The 13,690-nt window shown below is 37.1% G+C and carries 11 protein-coding genes; 6 read left to right on the top strand and 5 right to left on the bottom strand.

The genetic code is table 11. The features are described 5' to 3' along the window. Positions 1–11: 11 nt before the first annotated feature. From CCAL9328_RS01045 to CCAL9328_RS01030, 4 genes are all read right to left on the bottom strand, one after another. Entirely contained in the window at positions 12–800 is a 789-nt protein-coding gene (locus tag CCAL9328_RS01045; protein ID WP_169972066.1) for a TatD family hydrolase, read from the bottom strand. Then, positions 797–2,053, bottom strand: a complete 1,257-nt coding sequence (locus CCAL9328_RS01040; RefSeq protein WP_169972065.1) for a GGDEF domain-containing response regulator — start codon at positions 2,051–2,053, stop codon at positions 797–799. The genes CCAL9328_RS01045 and CCAL9328_RS01040 overlap by 4 nt, the downstream gene beginning before the upstream one ends. Before the next feature lie 85 nt (positions 2,054–2,138). After that, positions 2,139–3,659 carry an AAA family ATPase gene (locus CCAL9328_RS01035; protein WP_169999789.1) on the bottom strand — a complete coding sequence of 507 codons (1,521 nt, stop codon included), beginning with the start codon at positions 3,657–3,659 and terminating at the stop codon, positions 2,139–2,141. Further along, a complete protein-coding gene (locus CCAL9328_RS01030; RefSeq protein WP_169936249.1) occupies positions 3,652–4,515 on the bottom strand; it encodes an NAD(+) kinase in 864 nt (287 codons plus the stop codon). Before CCAL9328_RS01030 ends, CCAL9328_RS01035 begins: the two co-directional genes overlap by 8 nt. A 102-nt stretch (positions 4,516–4,617) precedes the next feature. Here CCAL9328_RS01030 and aspS point away from each other — a divergent pair, with 102 nt between their 5' ends. Together aspS and CCAL9328_RS01020 are read left to right on the top strand one after the other, a co-directional pair. Then, entirely contained in the window at positions 4,618–6,375 is a 1,758-nt protein-coding gene (aspS, locus tag CCAL9328_RS01025) for an aspartate--tRNA ligase (RefSeq protein WP_169999787.1), read from the top strand. 285 nt (positions 6,376–6,660) lie between these two features. Then, positions 6,661–7,230: an adenylate kinase gene (locus CCAL9328_RS01020; RefSeq protein WP_169972062.1), complete on the top strand. Its 570-nt coding sequence runs from the start codon at positions 6,661–6,663 to the stop codon at positions 7,228–7,230. Positions 7,231–7,741: 511 nt separating this feature from the next. On the opposite strand, the gene CCAL9328_RS01015 is transcribed toward CCAL9328_RS01020, so the two are convergent. Further along, on the bottom strand, positions 7,742–8,095 hold the full coding sequence (locus tag CCAL9328_RS01015) for a histidine triad nucleotide-binding protein (protein WP_169936255.1): 354 nt from the start codon (positions 8,093–8,095) through the stop codon (positions 7,742–7,744). A gap of 138 nt (positions 8,096–8,233) precedes the next feature. On the opposite strand from CCAL9328_RS01015, the gene pheS reads away from it, so the two are divergent. From pheS to CCAL9328_RS00995, 4 genes are read left to right on the top strand one after another with little or no spacing between them, the layout of a single operon-like run. Continuing rightward, positions 8,234–9,229: a phenylalanine--tRNA ligase subunit alpha gene (pheS, locus tag CCAL9328_RS01010; RefSeq protein ID WP_169972061.1), complete on the top strand. Its 996-nt coding sequence runs from the start codon at positions 8,234–8,236 to the stop codon at positions 9,227–9,229. Beyond that, positions 9,226–11,559 carry a phenylalanine--tRNA ligase subunit beta gene (gene pheT / locus CCAL9328_RS01005; protein WP_169972060.1) on the top strand — a complete coding sequence of 778 codons (2,334 nt, stop codon included), beginning with the start codon at positions 9,226–9,228 and terminating at the stop codon, positions 11,557–11,559. The genes pheS and pheT overlap by 4 nt, the downstream gene beginning before the upstream one ends. Continuing rightward, a complete protein-coding gene (gene aroA / locus CCAL9328_RS01000) occupies positions 11,556–12,830 on the top strand; it encodes a 3-phosphoshikimate 1-carboxyvinyltransferase (protein WP_169999785.1) in 1,275 nt (424 codons plus the stop codon). The genes pheT and aroA overlap by 4 nt, the downstream gene beginning before the upstream one ends. Beyond that, the gene (locus CCAL9328_RS00995) at positions 12,820–13,644 is read left to right on the top strand and encodes a 4-hydroxy-3-methylbut-2-enyl diphosphate reductase (RefSeq protein WP_169972058.1); all 825 of its coding nucleotides are present in this window, start codon (positions 12,820–12,822) and stop codon (positions 13,642–13,644) included. The genes aroA and CCAL9328_RS00995 overlap by 11 nt, the downstream gene beginning before the upstream one ends. Positions 13,645–13,690: the final 46 nt, after the last annotated feature.

The raw sequence follows: 13,690 nt of genomic DNA, 5'->3' as shown, positions 1-13,690 counted from the left end.
TTTGTCCTTTTTTACGTGTCAAAACACTTAAATAATCTTTTGGCATTGCTTGAGGTAAGTTCTTTAACTTCACTCTCGCTAAGGCTTAGAATTTCAGCTATCTTTTTAGCAACAAATGTCGTAAACATCGGCTCGTTTCTCTTACCGCGATAAGGTTCTGGGGTAAGATACGGAGCATCGGTTTCTATAACTATCCTATCTTTTGGTATGTTTGGTAAAATTTCAACCAAATTTTTAGCGTTTTTAAAGGTTAAAACACCACCTATGCCAAAGTAAAAATTTCCAAATTTTACAAGTTCTAAAAGTAATGGTGAAGCGTTGTAGCAGTGCAAAACAGCTCCTGCCGTAAGCCTTGGCGCATACTCTTTTAGAACATTGTAGCAATCCTCGTTTGCATCACGGATGTGAAGTATAACGGGTTTGTTTAACTCAACTGCAAGTTCAAGTTGAGCTAGAAAAACACGTTTTTGCTCCTCTTTTTCGGTTATCTTTTCCATCTCGTCTTTTGGTAAACGGAAATAATCAAGCCCACATTCGCCGATAGCTACACATTTTTCATGCGAGGCAAATTTGCGTAAGGTCTCTTCGTTATAGCCTCTTATGTCGTATGGATGAACACCAACGGCAAAATAGACATTTTTGTATTTTTGCGATATTCTAGCCGCTTTTGGTAAATCATTAACATCAGCACCCGGAAGTATAAAGCCAATCACATCCGAATTTATAGCATTAGATATAACGGCGTCTAGGTCGTTATCGTAGCAAGTATCGCTTAAGTGACAATGTGTGTCAATGATCACTTAGTAACCTCGATGCGATTTCTTCCACTCTCTTTTGCAATATATAAAGCCTCGTCCGCTAGCTCCAAAATTTCGTCTACACTATAGTCGTTTCCACCAAAAGTAAGACCTATAGATACTGTAAATTCTATCGTATCTTTTTTGAGTGAAATTTTATGAGAAGCTATGCTTGTTCTTAAATTTACGAAAAATTTGACTGCGTCTTCATTGCTTGTATTTTTTAAAACTACGCAAAGTTCATCTCCGCCAAAACGCGCAACCAAATCTTTGTCTTTTGTTTCGTCTATCAGTTTTTTTGAAAGGTATTGTAAAACCTTATCCCCAGCCTCGTGTCCATAAGCGTCATTTATGTGTTTAAAACGATCTATGTCAATCATGGCGACTGCATAAGGCTCATCAGTGTCTTGGATCATGGCTAGGTATTCGTTCATATCGGAGTAGAAATACCTTCTATTATATACTCCAGTTAGAAAGTCTTTGTTAGCAAAATTTGCGATTTTGTTGATATTTTCCATGGCTTCGATGGTGTTATTTACACGACATATCAACTCCTCTTTGCCAAAAGGCTTTGCTATAAAGTCGTTTGCACCACTTTTAAGAAAAGTAGCTGCGCTTACATGCTCGTCAGGCGAGGTTAGGATTATTACGCCTATTTTGTTTTTATCGTATTCTTTACGTATATCTTTTAGTATCTCAAGACCGTCTTTGACAGGCATTCTGTAGTCTGCGATTATAAGTTTGATGTCTGGATTATCGGCAAAGTAATTCATCGCCTCTTCGCCGTGAGCAGCGGTTAGAACTTGGAATTGAAGGCTTGTTAATATTTTTTTTAGGTTATTTCTAAAAGGCATGGAGTCCTCTACGACTAGGACTTTGTATTGTCTGTTTTTACTTAGCCTGTTTATCATGTTAAATATGTAATTTATATCGTCCATATTGCCTTTATAGACATAGTCTACGATATCTTTATGTATAAATGTTGATTTTGTCTCTTCATCAAGACTGCCGGTTAAGACTATTGCAGGAATTCCTTTGGATAATACATAATCAACTATCTCGCCATTTGGAGCGTCTGGTAAATTTAGATCAAGCAGAGCCATAAAGTATTCATCTTGGTTGTCTTTTATGAGTTGTTTGGCTTGAGCAAAGTCATACGCAACGTCTACTAGCATGTCGGTTACGTTTTTTTCCATCTGTTTTACTACTAGTTTTGCTAAAGCTTTATTGTCGTCAACTACTAGAATTTTTTCCATTTGTCTACCTATCTAATCTAAAATTTGTAACTTTCAATTTTATCGAATTTTTATTTTATGTAACTTAAAAATAAATTTTAACTTACTACTTCAAAAGCCCTCTTGCGAATTCCATAGCTTCTTTGCTGATGTGCTCGCCACTTATCATACGTGCTAGCTCGTTTGCTCTTTCGCCTTTTTCAAGCTCTTTAACGGTTGAAATTTCGCCGTTTTTCTCAACCAAGAAGTGAGAATTTGCCTTTGAGCTAAGTTGTGGTTGGTGTGAGATGGCAAAAATTTGATAAAATTTGGCTAGTTTTAACAGGACATTTGCGATACTCATCGCCTCTTTTCCACTTAAATTTGCATCTATTTCATCTAGAATTATAACTCCGTTTCCCTCTTGTGTTATCTGTGTTTCACTTGCTATAAATGCTAGTCTTAAACGGTTTAGTTCGCCTGAACTTAAATTTTTAAGAGCAGTTTCATTTAGCTTTAAAATAATCTCGTCCATGCCTAGTTCGTCAAGAGCTTTTGGCTCTATAAAGAGTGAAATCTCACTCATGTAAAGCTCTTTTAAGTAGGAATTTATCAAATTTTCAAGCTCTGTTAAATTTCGTTTTCTAGCTTTGTTCAAATTTTTAGCCAGTTTGTTTATTTCCGAGCTTGTTTGTTTAAATTTCTGCTCTAATTGACCCTTTTCAAAACTTATGTTTTCATACTTATTAAGCTCGATCTTTCTTTTTTCAAGTGTTTGAAGCGCTTCTTCTATGCTGCCGTAGCGTTTCACGATAGAATTTAACGCCTCGATCCTATCAAGCACTGCTTCGATATCGATATCCTCAAGCTCGTCCATGTTTAAGTTGTCTCTTACGATCCTAAGCTCATTCATGGTTTCTTCAAAAAAACTAACGTCAATATCGCTTATATGAAGTGCGTCAATAACAGCCTTTTCCGTGCTAAATATCGCTTCTGCTTTATTCCATGCTTCATTTATCTTATCTTTTTTACTAAGACGTTTTTTAATATCCATCAGCTCGTCAAATTCGCCTATTTTTGGGCTTACGCTTTCTATCTTGTTTATCTCAAAAGCAGCAAATTCTTTTAGCTCTTCAACCTTTTTTTCATCTTCTAAGATGGAATTTAGCTCTTTTTTTATTTTGATAAACTCTTCAAATTTGTCTTTAAATTCCTCCTTTAAAGCTTTAAATTTGGGCTCTTTTTTGCACTCCAAAAAGTCGAGTAAATTTAAAAATCTCTCATTTTCAAACTCGTTTATCTCTTTTGCCGAGAGATATTTGATATGCTCTTTTGCTATTTTTGCTAAATTTTTCTTTGAAACAGACTGGGAATTTATAAAGTAACGAGTCGCTTTATCTTTGATAAGTTTGAAGTTATTTATGGGTTCGTTTTCGATACCAAATTCATCCATATCAAATTTATGGTCGATGTCAGCTTCTATGACTCTTGCTTCGCTGTCTTTTAAGCCAAAAATAGCCATTATAGCACTCATAAGCACCGACTTGCCGGCGCCGCTAACACCGGTAAAGACACTAAGCCCATCTTTGAAATTTAACTCTACATTACTAAAATTAAGATAATCTTTAATTAAAATTCGCTCAATCATTATGACCCCAATGAAGTTTTTCTTTTAAAATTTGAAAATAATCCCTTGATACATGGCGTATTAATTTTGCCTTTTTGTCGCTAAGACCTACACAAACGCTCTCGTAGTCTTTCATTTTAAAGGTATCTTGACCGTCTATTACAAGCACCTCGTCTTTATAGGCTTTTAGCTCGACCGTTAAATTTTTAGGCATGATTATGGGGCGTTGCGTTAGAGAGTGTGAGCAGATCGGAGTTAGCGAAAAAACATTACTAAGTGGATAGATGATAGCTCCGCCAGTACTCATGTTGTAAGCCGTTGAGCCGATCGGAGTGCTAGCGATGATGCCGTCACCAAAGTATGTGTTAAAGTATTTTTTGTTTAAAAAAGCTTCGACGTTTGCTATAGAAGCCGGTTTTGGTCGCATGATAACTGCATCGTTAAATGCTACTTTGTGTGTTATTTTGCCGTTTTTATTAAGTCTTACGTCAAGCATGTGTGGCTCTTCAACTATGAAATTTCCTTTAAAAAATTCATCAAAAAACCACTCGCAATCTTGCATCGTGATTTCTGTTAAAAAACCAAGTCTTCCAGCATGGATACCTAGAATAAAAGGAGAAATCTCAGCGCTTTTGCGACAAACGCTGATGATGGTTCCGTCGCCTCCTAAACAGATGATAAAATCGCTTTGCAAGGCTAAGGAATTTAGATCGTATCCGTTTTTGTTTACAGCTTTTGCACAACTGTTTTCAAGTAAAATTTCAATATTAAATTTATTTAAAATTTCGCTTATAACATTTAAATTTTGTATAAATTCGGCGTTTACTTTTGCGACTATACCGACTTTTTTTATATTGTGTATATCTAAAATTTTCATGAGTTGATTTTATCATATTTTAATTTAACAAATAACAAAGCTGTGCAAAAGCAAAATTTTAGTATAATCAGGGGTTTTAAACTGAAATTTAAAGGAGTTTGAATGCGAAGCCATTATTGCGCCGATTTGAACAAAGAAGATATCGGCAAAGAGGTTACGCTTTGTGGTTGGGTCAATACTTATAGGGATCACGGTGGAGTTATATTTTTCGATCTTCGCGACCGCACTGGTCTTATACAGCTTGTATGCGATCCGGCAGATAGCAAGACAGCTCACGAAACTGCTTCAAAGGTGCGTGACGAGTATGTTTTACGCATAAAAGGTAAAGTGCGCGCGCGTGGCGAAGGACTTGTAAACCCACGCTTAAAAACAGGTGATATCGAAGTTGTGGTAAGTGAATTAATAGTTGAAAATCCAAGTGAGGCGTTGCCATTTATGATAGGCGACGAAAGCGTAAATGAGGATATCCGCCTCAAATACCGCTTCCTTGATCTTAGAAATGAGAGATTGCAAAATATATTTAAAATGCGCTCGGCGGCAGCGATAGCAGCTAGAAACAGCCTAAGCAAAATGGGCTTTATAGAATTTGAAACACCTATCTTAACCCGCGCAACACCCGAAGGCGCACGTGACTATCTTGTCCCAAGTCGTGTTTATCCTGGACAATTTTACGCACTTCCGCAAAGCCCGCAACTTTTTAAACAGCTTTTAATGTGCTCCGGATTTGATAAATACTTCCAAATAGCAAAATGCTTCCGTGACGAGGACTTGCGCGCCGATAGACAGCCTGAATTTACGCAAATCGACGTTGAAATGAGCTTTATCGAGCAAGAAGATATCCTAAATATGGCTGAAAACATGCTAAAAGATATCTTTGCCGCTTGCGGATATGAGGTTAAAACACCGTTTCGTCGTATGAGCTACAAAGAGGCTACCGAAACATACGGAAGCGATAAACCCGACTTGAGATATGATCTTAAAATGATTGATGTTATTGATATTTTTGAGCGTTCTACAAATGAAATTTTTAGTTCTATCGCAAAAGATACTAAGCGTAACCGCATAAAAGCGCTAAAAGTTCCAAATGGAGATAATATATTTAGCAAGCGCGAGATGAACAGATTTGAGGAATTTGTCCGTAAATTTGGCGCTCAAGGCCTAGGATACTTCCAAATGAAAGAGGATGGTTTAAAAGGACCACTTTGTAAATTTTTCTCAGAAAGTGATCTAAATGAGATCGTCTCAAGATGCGAGTTAGCGGTCGGCGACGTCGTATTCTTTGGCGCAGGTAAGAAAAAGGTCGTGCTTGACTATATGGGACGCTTTAGAATTTTCCTAGCCGAGCAAATGGGTATAATCGATCAGGAAAAAATGGAGTTCTTATGGGTGCTTGACTTCCCGATGTTTGAGCAAAATGATGACGGAAGCTACTCGGCAATGCACCATCCATTCACTATGCCAAAAAATATAGATGAAGAGGATTTAGAAGACATACTGTCTGTTGCTCACGACGTTGTATTAAACGGCTTTGAGTTAGGTGGCGGATCTGTGAGAATTCACAAAAATGATGTTCAGCAAAAAGTATTTAAGCTACTTGGTATAGATGAGGCAGAGCAACGTGAGAAATTTGGCTTCTTGCTTGATGCGCTAAGCTTTGGTGCGCCACCACACGGTGGTATTGCGATAGGATTTGACCGCCTTATAATGCTAGCAACCAAATCAACCAGCATTAGAGATGTTATAGCTTTCCCTAAAACCCAACGCGCCCAATGCCCGCTTACAAAAGCACCAAGTGAGGCAAATAGCGAGCAGTTAAGAGAGCTTGGGCTAAGACTTAGAGAGAAAGAAAAGCAAGCTTAAGAAGCTAAATAAATAGCGAATTTTAGTCGCAAATGATAAATCCTATGAAAGGTTTTCGGCGCAAAGCCTATTATTGATAGGATTTTTTACCTAATAATATTTAAATTAGGCAAATTATAAAAATTTAAAGGCGAGGCATCGCTTCTGCTTGTTGTTGGCGTAGTAAAACAAAAAAGCTAGGCTATGGATCTTAAATTTAAGTTTGTGTTAGGCAAAAAGTCTGTGGAGTAAAATTTAAATCCAGCAACACATAGCAAAGCGGTGCAAGCCGTAAAAGGAAAGAAAATGAAAAAACTATTTTTAATCATCGGCGCTCCTGGTAGCGGTAAAACAACAGACGCGGACTTGATCGCAAAGGCTGACGAGAGCTTTACGCACTTTTCTACAGGCGATTTACTACGTGCGGAAGTTGCAAGCGGAAGTGAGCTTGGCAAACTTATAGACAGCTTCATATCAAAAGGAAATTTGGTCCCTCTTGAAGTAGTTGTAAACACTATAGTTTCAGCTATCAAAAGCGCCAAAACGCCAAATGTAGTAATAGATGGATATCCAAGAAGCGTAGAGCAAATGAGCGAACTTGATAAAGTTCTAGCAGCGCAAAATGAGATCGTCTTAAAAGGCGTTATAGAAGTTGATGTTAGCGAGGATGTAGCTAGAGAGCGTGTTTTAGGTCGTGCACGCGGCGCTGATGATAACAATGAAGTGTTTAGCAATCGCATGAAAGTTTACCTAGAGCCAATCGTGGCTATACGCGAATTTTATAAAGGCAAAAGTCTGCTTCATGTGATAAACGGCGAAAGAGGTATTGAGCCGATCGTTGCCGACATGAAGGATCTTATAAATTCACTTTTATAATAAAATTTTGGGCTAAATTTTAGCCCAAAAGTACTACATTATTTCTAAAATTTATATTACACTCAAATTTCACGATTTTATTACCAAATTTTAGTCTCCAAAAGGTTTAAATTTGTCGATTTTATGATACTGCTTTAAAAATGCAAAACAATTTTTTTAACAAATCAAAATAAAAATCATGAGCTTCTATCCGAAAATAATATCAAAGGGGATGAGTTAAAATTTAACCCAATACAATGAACGCAATATGGCTTTACGCTATTTTGTGGGCTTTAGCGTAGCCAAAGACAAGCATGAGGCTTAGTTGATAATGAGACCGGTAAAATGTGTTAGATTTTGAGGTAAAAGATGGCGTTAGCATGAGAGCTTTAGACAGTTATGCAAATGGCATGCTTTAAAGCACGACTTATAAATATGTTGGAAAAATTTTTATCATAAAAAGCGGTAACCCCCTAAATTTAAAAAATAAAAGCAAGAAAGCTAAAATTTATGAAAATTTAGGAGTAAAATTTTAAAATGTTGATTGTGGATCAGTAGCGCTGTCTACCCAGCCTAATTTTGCGCCACCAAGCATATGGAAGTGAAGATGCATAACCTCTTGACCACCGTTTTCACCGCAGTTTGTAACCAAGCGATAACCGCTCTTGTCTACACCCATTAGTCTTGCTACTTGTTGGATAAAAAGTAGCATTTCTCCCATAAGTTCAGGCTCCATCTCTTGAATATTTTCAAAATGTTTTTTAGGGATTATTAAGATGTGTATCGGCGCTTTTGGATTGATATCGTGAAAAGCAAGAAATTTATCGTTTTCCAGGACTTTGTTGCAAGGAATTTCACCTGCGACTATTTTTTCAAATATTGTCATTTTAACTCCTTAGTAAATTTGCATAATTATATCAAAGAGGCACTTAAAATTTAAATTTTTAAGCACCAAATAAAGGTATTTTATCTATCTTTTAAACATTTTTCTATACAATCTATTAAAAATTTTAAAGGCTTAAAATTGGAAGAATTTGTAAATAGGATAAAAAACGAGTGTCAAACACTTGCGGATCTTGAAAAAGTTCGAGTTGAGATTTTTGGCAAAAAAGGAATTTTATCGGAGGGATTTGCTAAGCTTAAGTATATGCCCGAAGACGAAAAGAAAGAATTTGCCGCTCTTTTGAATAAACAACGCGATGAATTGGGTGCGCTTATCGAAACTAGAAAAAGCGAACTTAGTGAGCTTGAAGTTGCTTTAAAAATGAAAAGTGAAGCCGTTGATGTTACGCTATTTAATGAGCCTATTTCAACCGGAGCACTACATCCTGTTATGGCTACGATGGATAGGATTATCGAGTACTTTATGTTACAAAATTTCTCACTCGAGACCGGTCCTTTGATAGAGGATGATTTTCATAACTTTGAAGCTCTAAATTTGCCAAAATACCACCCGGCAAGAGATATGCAAGATACGTTTTATCTAAACGACTTTAGACTTCTTCGCACGCACACAAGTCCTGTGCAAGTTAGAACCATGCTTGCAAACAAGCCTCCTATCCGCATGATAGCTCCAGGAACTGTTTTTCGTCGCGATATGGATCTTACTCATACTCCGATGTTTCATCAAGTCGAAGGACTTGTTGTGGAAGACGGAGATAAGGTGAGTTTTGCAAATTTAAAAAGCATGTTAGAACAATTTTTAAAACATATGTTTGGCGATGTAAAAGTGCGTTTTCGCCCTAGCTTTTTCCCATTTACCGAGCCAAGTGCAGAGGTTGACATTAGTTGTATATTTTGCCAACAAGAGGGTTGTAGAGTGTGCAAGCATACCGGCTGGCTTGAGGTGCTGGGATGTGGTGTTGTTGATCCAAATGTATTTAACGCGGTCGGGTATAAAAATGTAAGCGGATATGCATTTGGTCTTGGAGTTGAGCGTTTTGCGATGTTGTTGCACCGCGTGCCTGATTTGCGCTCTTTGTTTGAAGGAGATTTAAGATTAATGGAGCAATTTAAATGATAATATCAAAAAGCTGGCTAAATGAGTGGGTTGATCTTAAAAATATTAGCGGTGAAACACTTTTAAAGACATTAAATTCTATAGGACTTGAGGTTGATAGTTATAAGGAGATCAAGATCCCAGATAGTATAGTTGTGGGATATGTGATAAATAAAGAAAAACATCCAGATGCCGACAAACTAAATGTATGCCAAGTCGATGTCGGAGGCGAAATTTTGCAAATTGTTTGCGGAGCAAAAAACGTCACCGCTGGTCAGTTTGTCCCAGTTGCGCTTATAGGTACTGTTATGCCGAATGGGCTTGAGATAAAAAAAGCAAAACTTCGCGGCATAGAAAGTTGTGGCATGATCTGCTCATCTACCGAACTTGGTATGGTTAAGATAAATGACGGGATCATGGTGCTTGACGAAAGTATCGGAGCGTTAAAACTGGGTGCAAGTTTAAATCAATTTGAAATTTTTAAAGATGCTATTATAGAAGTAGATATCACGGCAAATAGAGGCGACTGCCAAAGCATAAATGGCATAGCTCGTGAAATTTGCGCTGCACTTGATCTTAGTCCAAGAGAAAATTTACCATATGAAGATGGAGAAAATTTGCTCGGCATAGGCAGAGTTGTGGCAACAAGAGCGGATGAGGGGCAAAAAAGCTCATTTTTATATCGTGCGTTTGAGATCAAGGGCGATATAAATGAAAATTTATTAACTCGTTTGCGTCTTGCCTTGATAGAAAGCAAAAAGACAAATGTAGTTGAAAGATTGCTTGATTATGTTACGCATTGCACCGGTGTATTATTTAAGGCGTATGATTACGCTAAACTTGGCGGAGTGGACGAGCGCGTGGTTTTTGACATTAAAAACGGAAAGCACGGAGAGTCTTATGTAAGTTGTAATGGTAAAAATTTAGGCATAACAGGAATTTATCAAGACGAATGTAGCATGCTTGATGAGAACTCAAAATTTGTAATCATCGAAGCAAACTACTCAGTCCCTTCTGTGCTTGCTGAAACTATCGGTGAAAATAAAAATTTACCAAAAGGAGACCATGTTTATAGATCTACTCGCGGAAGTGAGCCAAATCTTGCTTATGGCGCTGATTACCTTTTTAAAAGACTGTCTTCTCATAAAAATTTAAGCCTCTTTGCCGGCTCGCAACAATCAACTATGAGAGAAGAGCAAGTGACACTAAGCATCTCTTTAAACGAGCTTAAAAATATGATCGGACAAGAGATCGCTCGTAATGATATAGTTAAAATTTTAAAGAAATTAGGCTTTGAAGTTAGCGTAAATGTCGAACAAGAAAGTATTAACGTAAAAGTTCCTTTTTTCCGTCACGATATACTAAATTCTCACGATATTTGCGAAGAGATCGTTCGTATCGTAGGCATTGATAATATCACCTCCGTTCCGCTTGTTTTTGCAGAACAAAATCGTTTAACAAATACTTATATAAATTATAAAAATTCTTTAAATTTAAGAAAGCGTGCGGCGGATTGTGGATTTTTCGAGAGTATTCATTATGTTTTTGATGATGCTGATAGGCTAGCCAAGTTAGGTTTTGAGCCTTGTAAAGTTCAGATAGCAAATCCGATAAACAACGAACTTAACATGCTTAGACCAACACTGCTAAATCACATGCTAAATTCTTGCGAAAGAAATATCAAAAATTCTAAAAAATCAGTCAGGCTTTTTGAGTTAGGCGAGGTATTTAACAAAGATGGAGTTCAAAGCTCAAACATTGCGTTTGTGGTGTGTGGACTTGCAAAAGAGGCTACTTTGATAAACGGTGCAAAGGGTGAGGAGATAAGTTTTTATTCATTTGCTGCAATGGTTCAAGATGTGGTTGGGAAATTTGAGCTAATAGCAAGCGATGAGAAGAAATTTTTAAGCCCTTACGAGCAAGCTAAAATTTGTCAAAACGGAGAAGTTATCGGCTATATCGGACGTGTTGATATTAGAGTAGAGGACTCAAGAGATCTACCAAAGACATATTTTTGTGAGATAGAATTTGATAAGTTAAAATTTGTAAGCATTAAAGCAAATGCATACTCTAAATTCCCAAGCGTGAGTAGAGACTTAAGCCTTGTAGTTCCTGATGGTTTTGAGTTTGCAAAAATTTACGAATGTATAAAAAATTTAGAGCTTAAAGAGTTAAAAGAATTTTTGCCTGTAGATATTTACCGTGGAACAGGACTTGAGAATGCATCAAGTATAAGCATTAAATTTACATTCCAAGATATGCAAAAAACCCTTGAGGACGAGGAGATTAATGCGCTTATGGATAAAATTTTAGTGAGCTTGAAAGAAAAATTAAATATAGGTATAAGATGAAAATTTGTATTTTAAAAGAACCTATAAATATAACGCTAGATCGTGTGGCTTCAGACAAGTCTATCTCGCATAGAAGTGCGATATTTTCGCTTTTAAGTGACAAGCCTTCACGTATTAGAAATTTTTTACGCGCCGAAGATACTCTAAATACACTACAAATAGTACAAAAACTAGGTGCAAAGGTGCAAGATAACGGTGATGAGATACTCATCACTCCACCAAGTAAAATTTGCGAACCAAATTCCGTACTTGAGTGCGGAAATTCCGGTACTGCGATGCGTATTTTTATGGGGCTTTTAGCCGCTCAAGATGGGTTTTTTGTTTTAAGCGGAGATGAGTATTTAAACAAGCGACCAATGGCTCGTGTTGGCAAGCCGCTTATGGCAGTGGGCGCTAAGATAGATGGAGTAAAAAACGGTGATTTGGCTCCACTTTGCATACGCGGTAAAAAGCTTGATAGATTTAATTATAAAAGTCCGGTCGCTTCAGCACAGATAAAAAGCGCACTGCTTCTTGCTGCGCTTTATTCAAATGGATGTGAATTCAGCGAGGATGAATTAAGTCGTGATCATACGGAAAGAATGTTAAAAGGGATGGGTGCTAATATAAAAAGTGATGGGTTAAATATCACGCTAGAAGCGATGAAAAAGCCGCTTTCTCCTCTTGACATAGATGTGCCAAATGATCCTAGTTCGGCATTTTTCTTTGCTGTTGCCGCATCGATAATTCCTGGGTCGCATATTGTTTTAAAAAATATACTTTTAAACAAAACTCGTATTGAAGCTTATAGGGTTTTGCAAAAAATGGGTGCGGATATTAAGATAAAAGAGCTTTCTGATAAATACGAAACGATCGGCGAAATTGAAATCAAATATGCTCCTTTGAAGTCGGTTGATGTTAGTGAAAATATATCTTGGTTGATCGATGAGGCACCGGCTCTTGCCATAGCTTTTGCAAATGCACAAGGCACAAGCGTGCTAAGAAATGCGAAAGAACTTCGTGTTAAAGAGTGCGACCGTATAGCTGTAACTGTTGCAGGACTTCGCAAATGCGGTATAGATGCAAAAGAACTAGATGATGGATTTGAGATTACAGGAGGGGTTGCAAGCAGTGCTATTATCGATAGTCACGGTGATCACCGTATAGCCATGAGTTTTGCTATCCTTGGTTTAAAATGTGGCATGATGGTAGAAAAAAGCGAATTTATCGCAACATCTTTTCCAAATTTTGTAAGTATTTTAAGAAAGATAGGCGTTAGCGTTGAAGATTGAACTTGCTAGTAGTTACGGCTTTTGTTTTGGCGTAAAAAGGGCGATAAAAATCGCAGAAAGCGCAGGAAATGCCGCCACTATAGGACCTTTGATACACAACAACGAAGAGATAAACCGCCTTGCCATAAATTTTAATGTCAAGACACTAAATGGCATAAATGAGCTAAGTGATGAAAGAAAAGCTATCATTAGAACACACGGTATAACAAAAGACGATCTTGCTAAGCTCAAACAAAGTAGTATTGATGTGATAGACGCGACTTGTCCATTTGTAACCAAGCCTCAACAAATTTGTGAACGAATGAGCGAAGAGGGTTATGATATAGTGATATTTGGCGATGAAAATCACCCAGAGGTCAAAGGCGTAAAATCATACTCTCATGGGCGTGTTTTTGTAGTGCTTGAAGAAAATGAGCTAGATGATATCAAACTAAAACAAAAAGTAGCCGTAGTTAGTCAGACAACGCGCAAAGTTGAAAAATTTATGCAAATTGTGAATTATCTCATGCTTAGAGTTAAAGAAGTTCGTGTTTTTAATACAATCTGCAATGCAACTTTTGAAAACCAAGAAGCAGCAAAAGAGCTTTCAAAAAGAGCCGACATTATGATTATTATCGGCGGCAAGAACAGCTCAAACACAAAACAACTTTACTTAATATCTAAAAATTTCTGCAAAGATAGCTATCTTATCGAGAGCGAAGATGAGATCGATAAAGAGTGGTTTAAAAACAAAGAGCTTTGTGGGATTAGCGCTGGAGCTAGCACTCCTGATTGGATCATTCAAAAAGTTGTTAATAAAATAGAAAAAATATAAATTCCCCGCAATAAATTTTCTTGAAATTCAACCGCAAATAAGCGAT

The organism is Campylobacter sp. RM9328, from assembly GCF_012978615.1.
This window is presented reverse-complemented; position numbering and strand designations above follow the sequence as displayed.

Excerpts from the sequence above, each read along its gene's own strand:
- CCAL9328_RS01040 (WP_169972065.1), bottom strand. The coding sequence starts at position 2,053 with ATGGAAAAAATTCTAGTAGTTGACGACAATAAAGCTTTAGCAAAACTA.
- CCAL9328_RS01035 (WP_169999789.1), bottom strand. The coding sequence starts at position 3,659 with ATGATTGAGCGAATTTTAATTAAAGATTATCTTAATTTTAGTAATGTA.
- CCAL9328_RS01030 (WP_169936249.1), bottom strand. The coding sequence starts at position 4,515 with ATGAAAATTTTAGATATACACAATATAAAAAAAGTCGGTATAGTCGCA.
- aspS (WP_169999787.1), top strand. The coding sequence starts at position 4,618 with ATGCGAAGCCATTATTGCGCCGATTTGAACAAAGAAGATATCGGCAAA.
- CCAL9328_RS01020 (WP_169972062.1), top strand. The coding sequence starts at position 6,661 with ATGAAAAAACTATTTTTAATCATCGGCGCTCCTGGTAGCGGTAAAACA.
- CCAL9328_RS01015 (WP_169936255.1), bottom strand. The coding sequence starts at position 8,095 with ATGACAATATTTGAAAAAATAGTCGCAGGTGAAATTCCTTGCAACAAA.
- pheT (WP_169972060.1), top strand. The coding sequence starts at position 9,226 with ATGATAATATCAAAAAGCTGGCTAAATGAGTGGGTTGATCTTAAAAAT.
- aroA (WP_169999785.1), top strand. The coding sequence starts at position 11,556 with ATGAAAATTTGTATTTTAAAAGAACCTATAAATATAACGCTAGATCGT.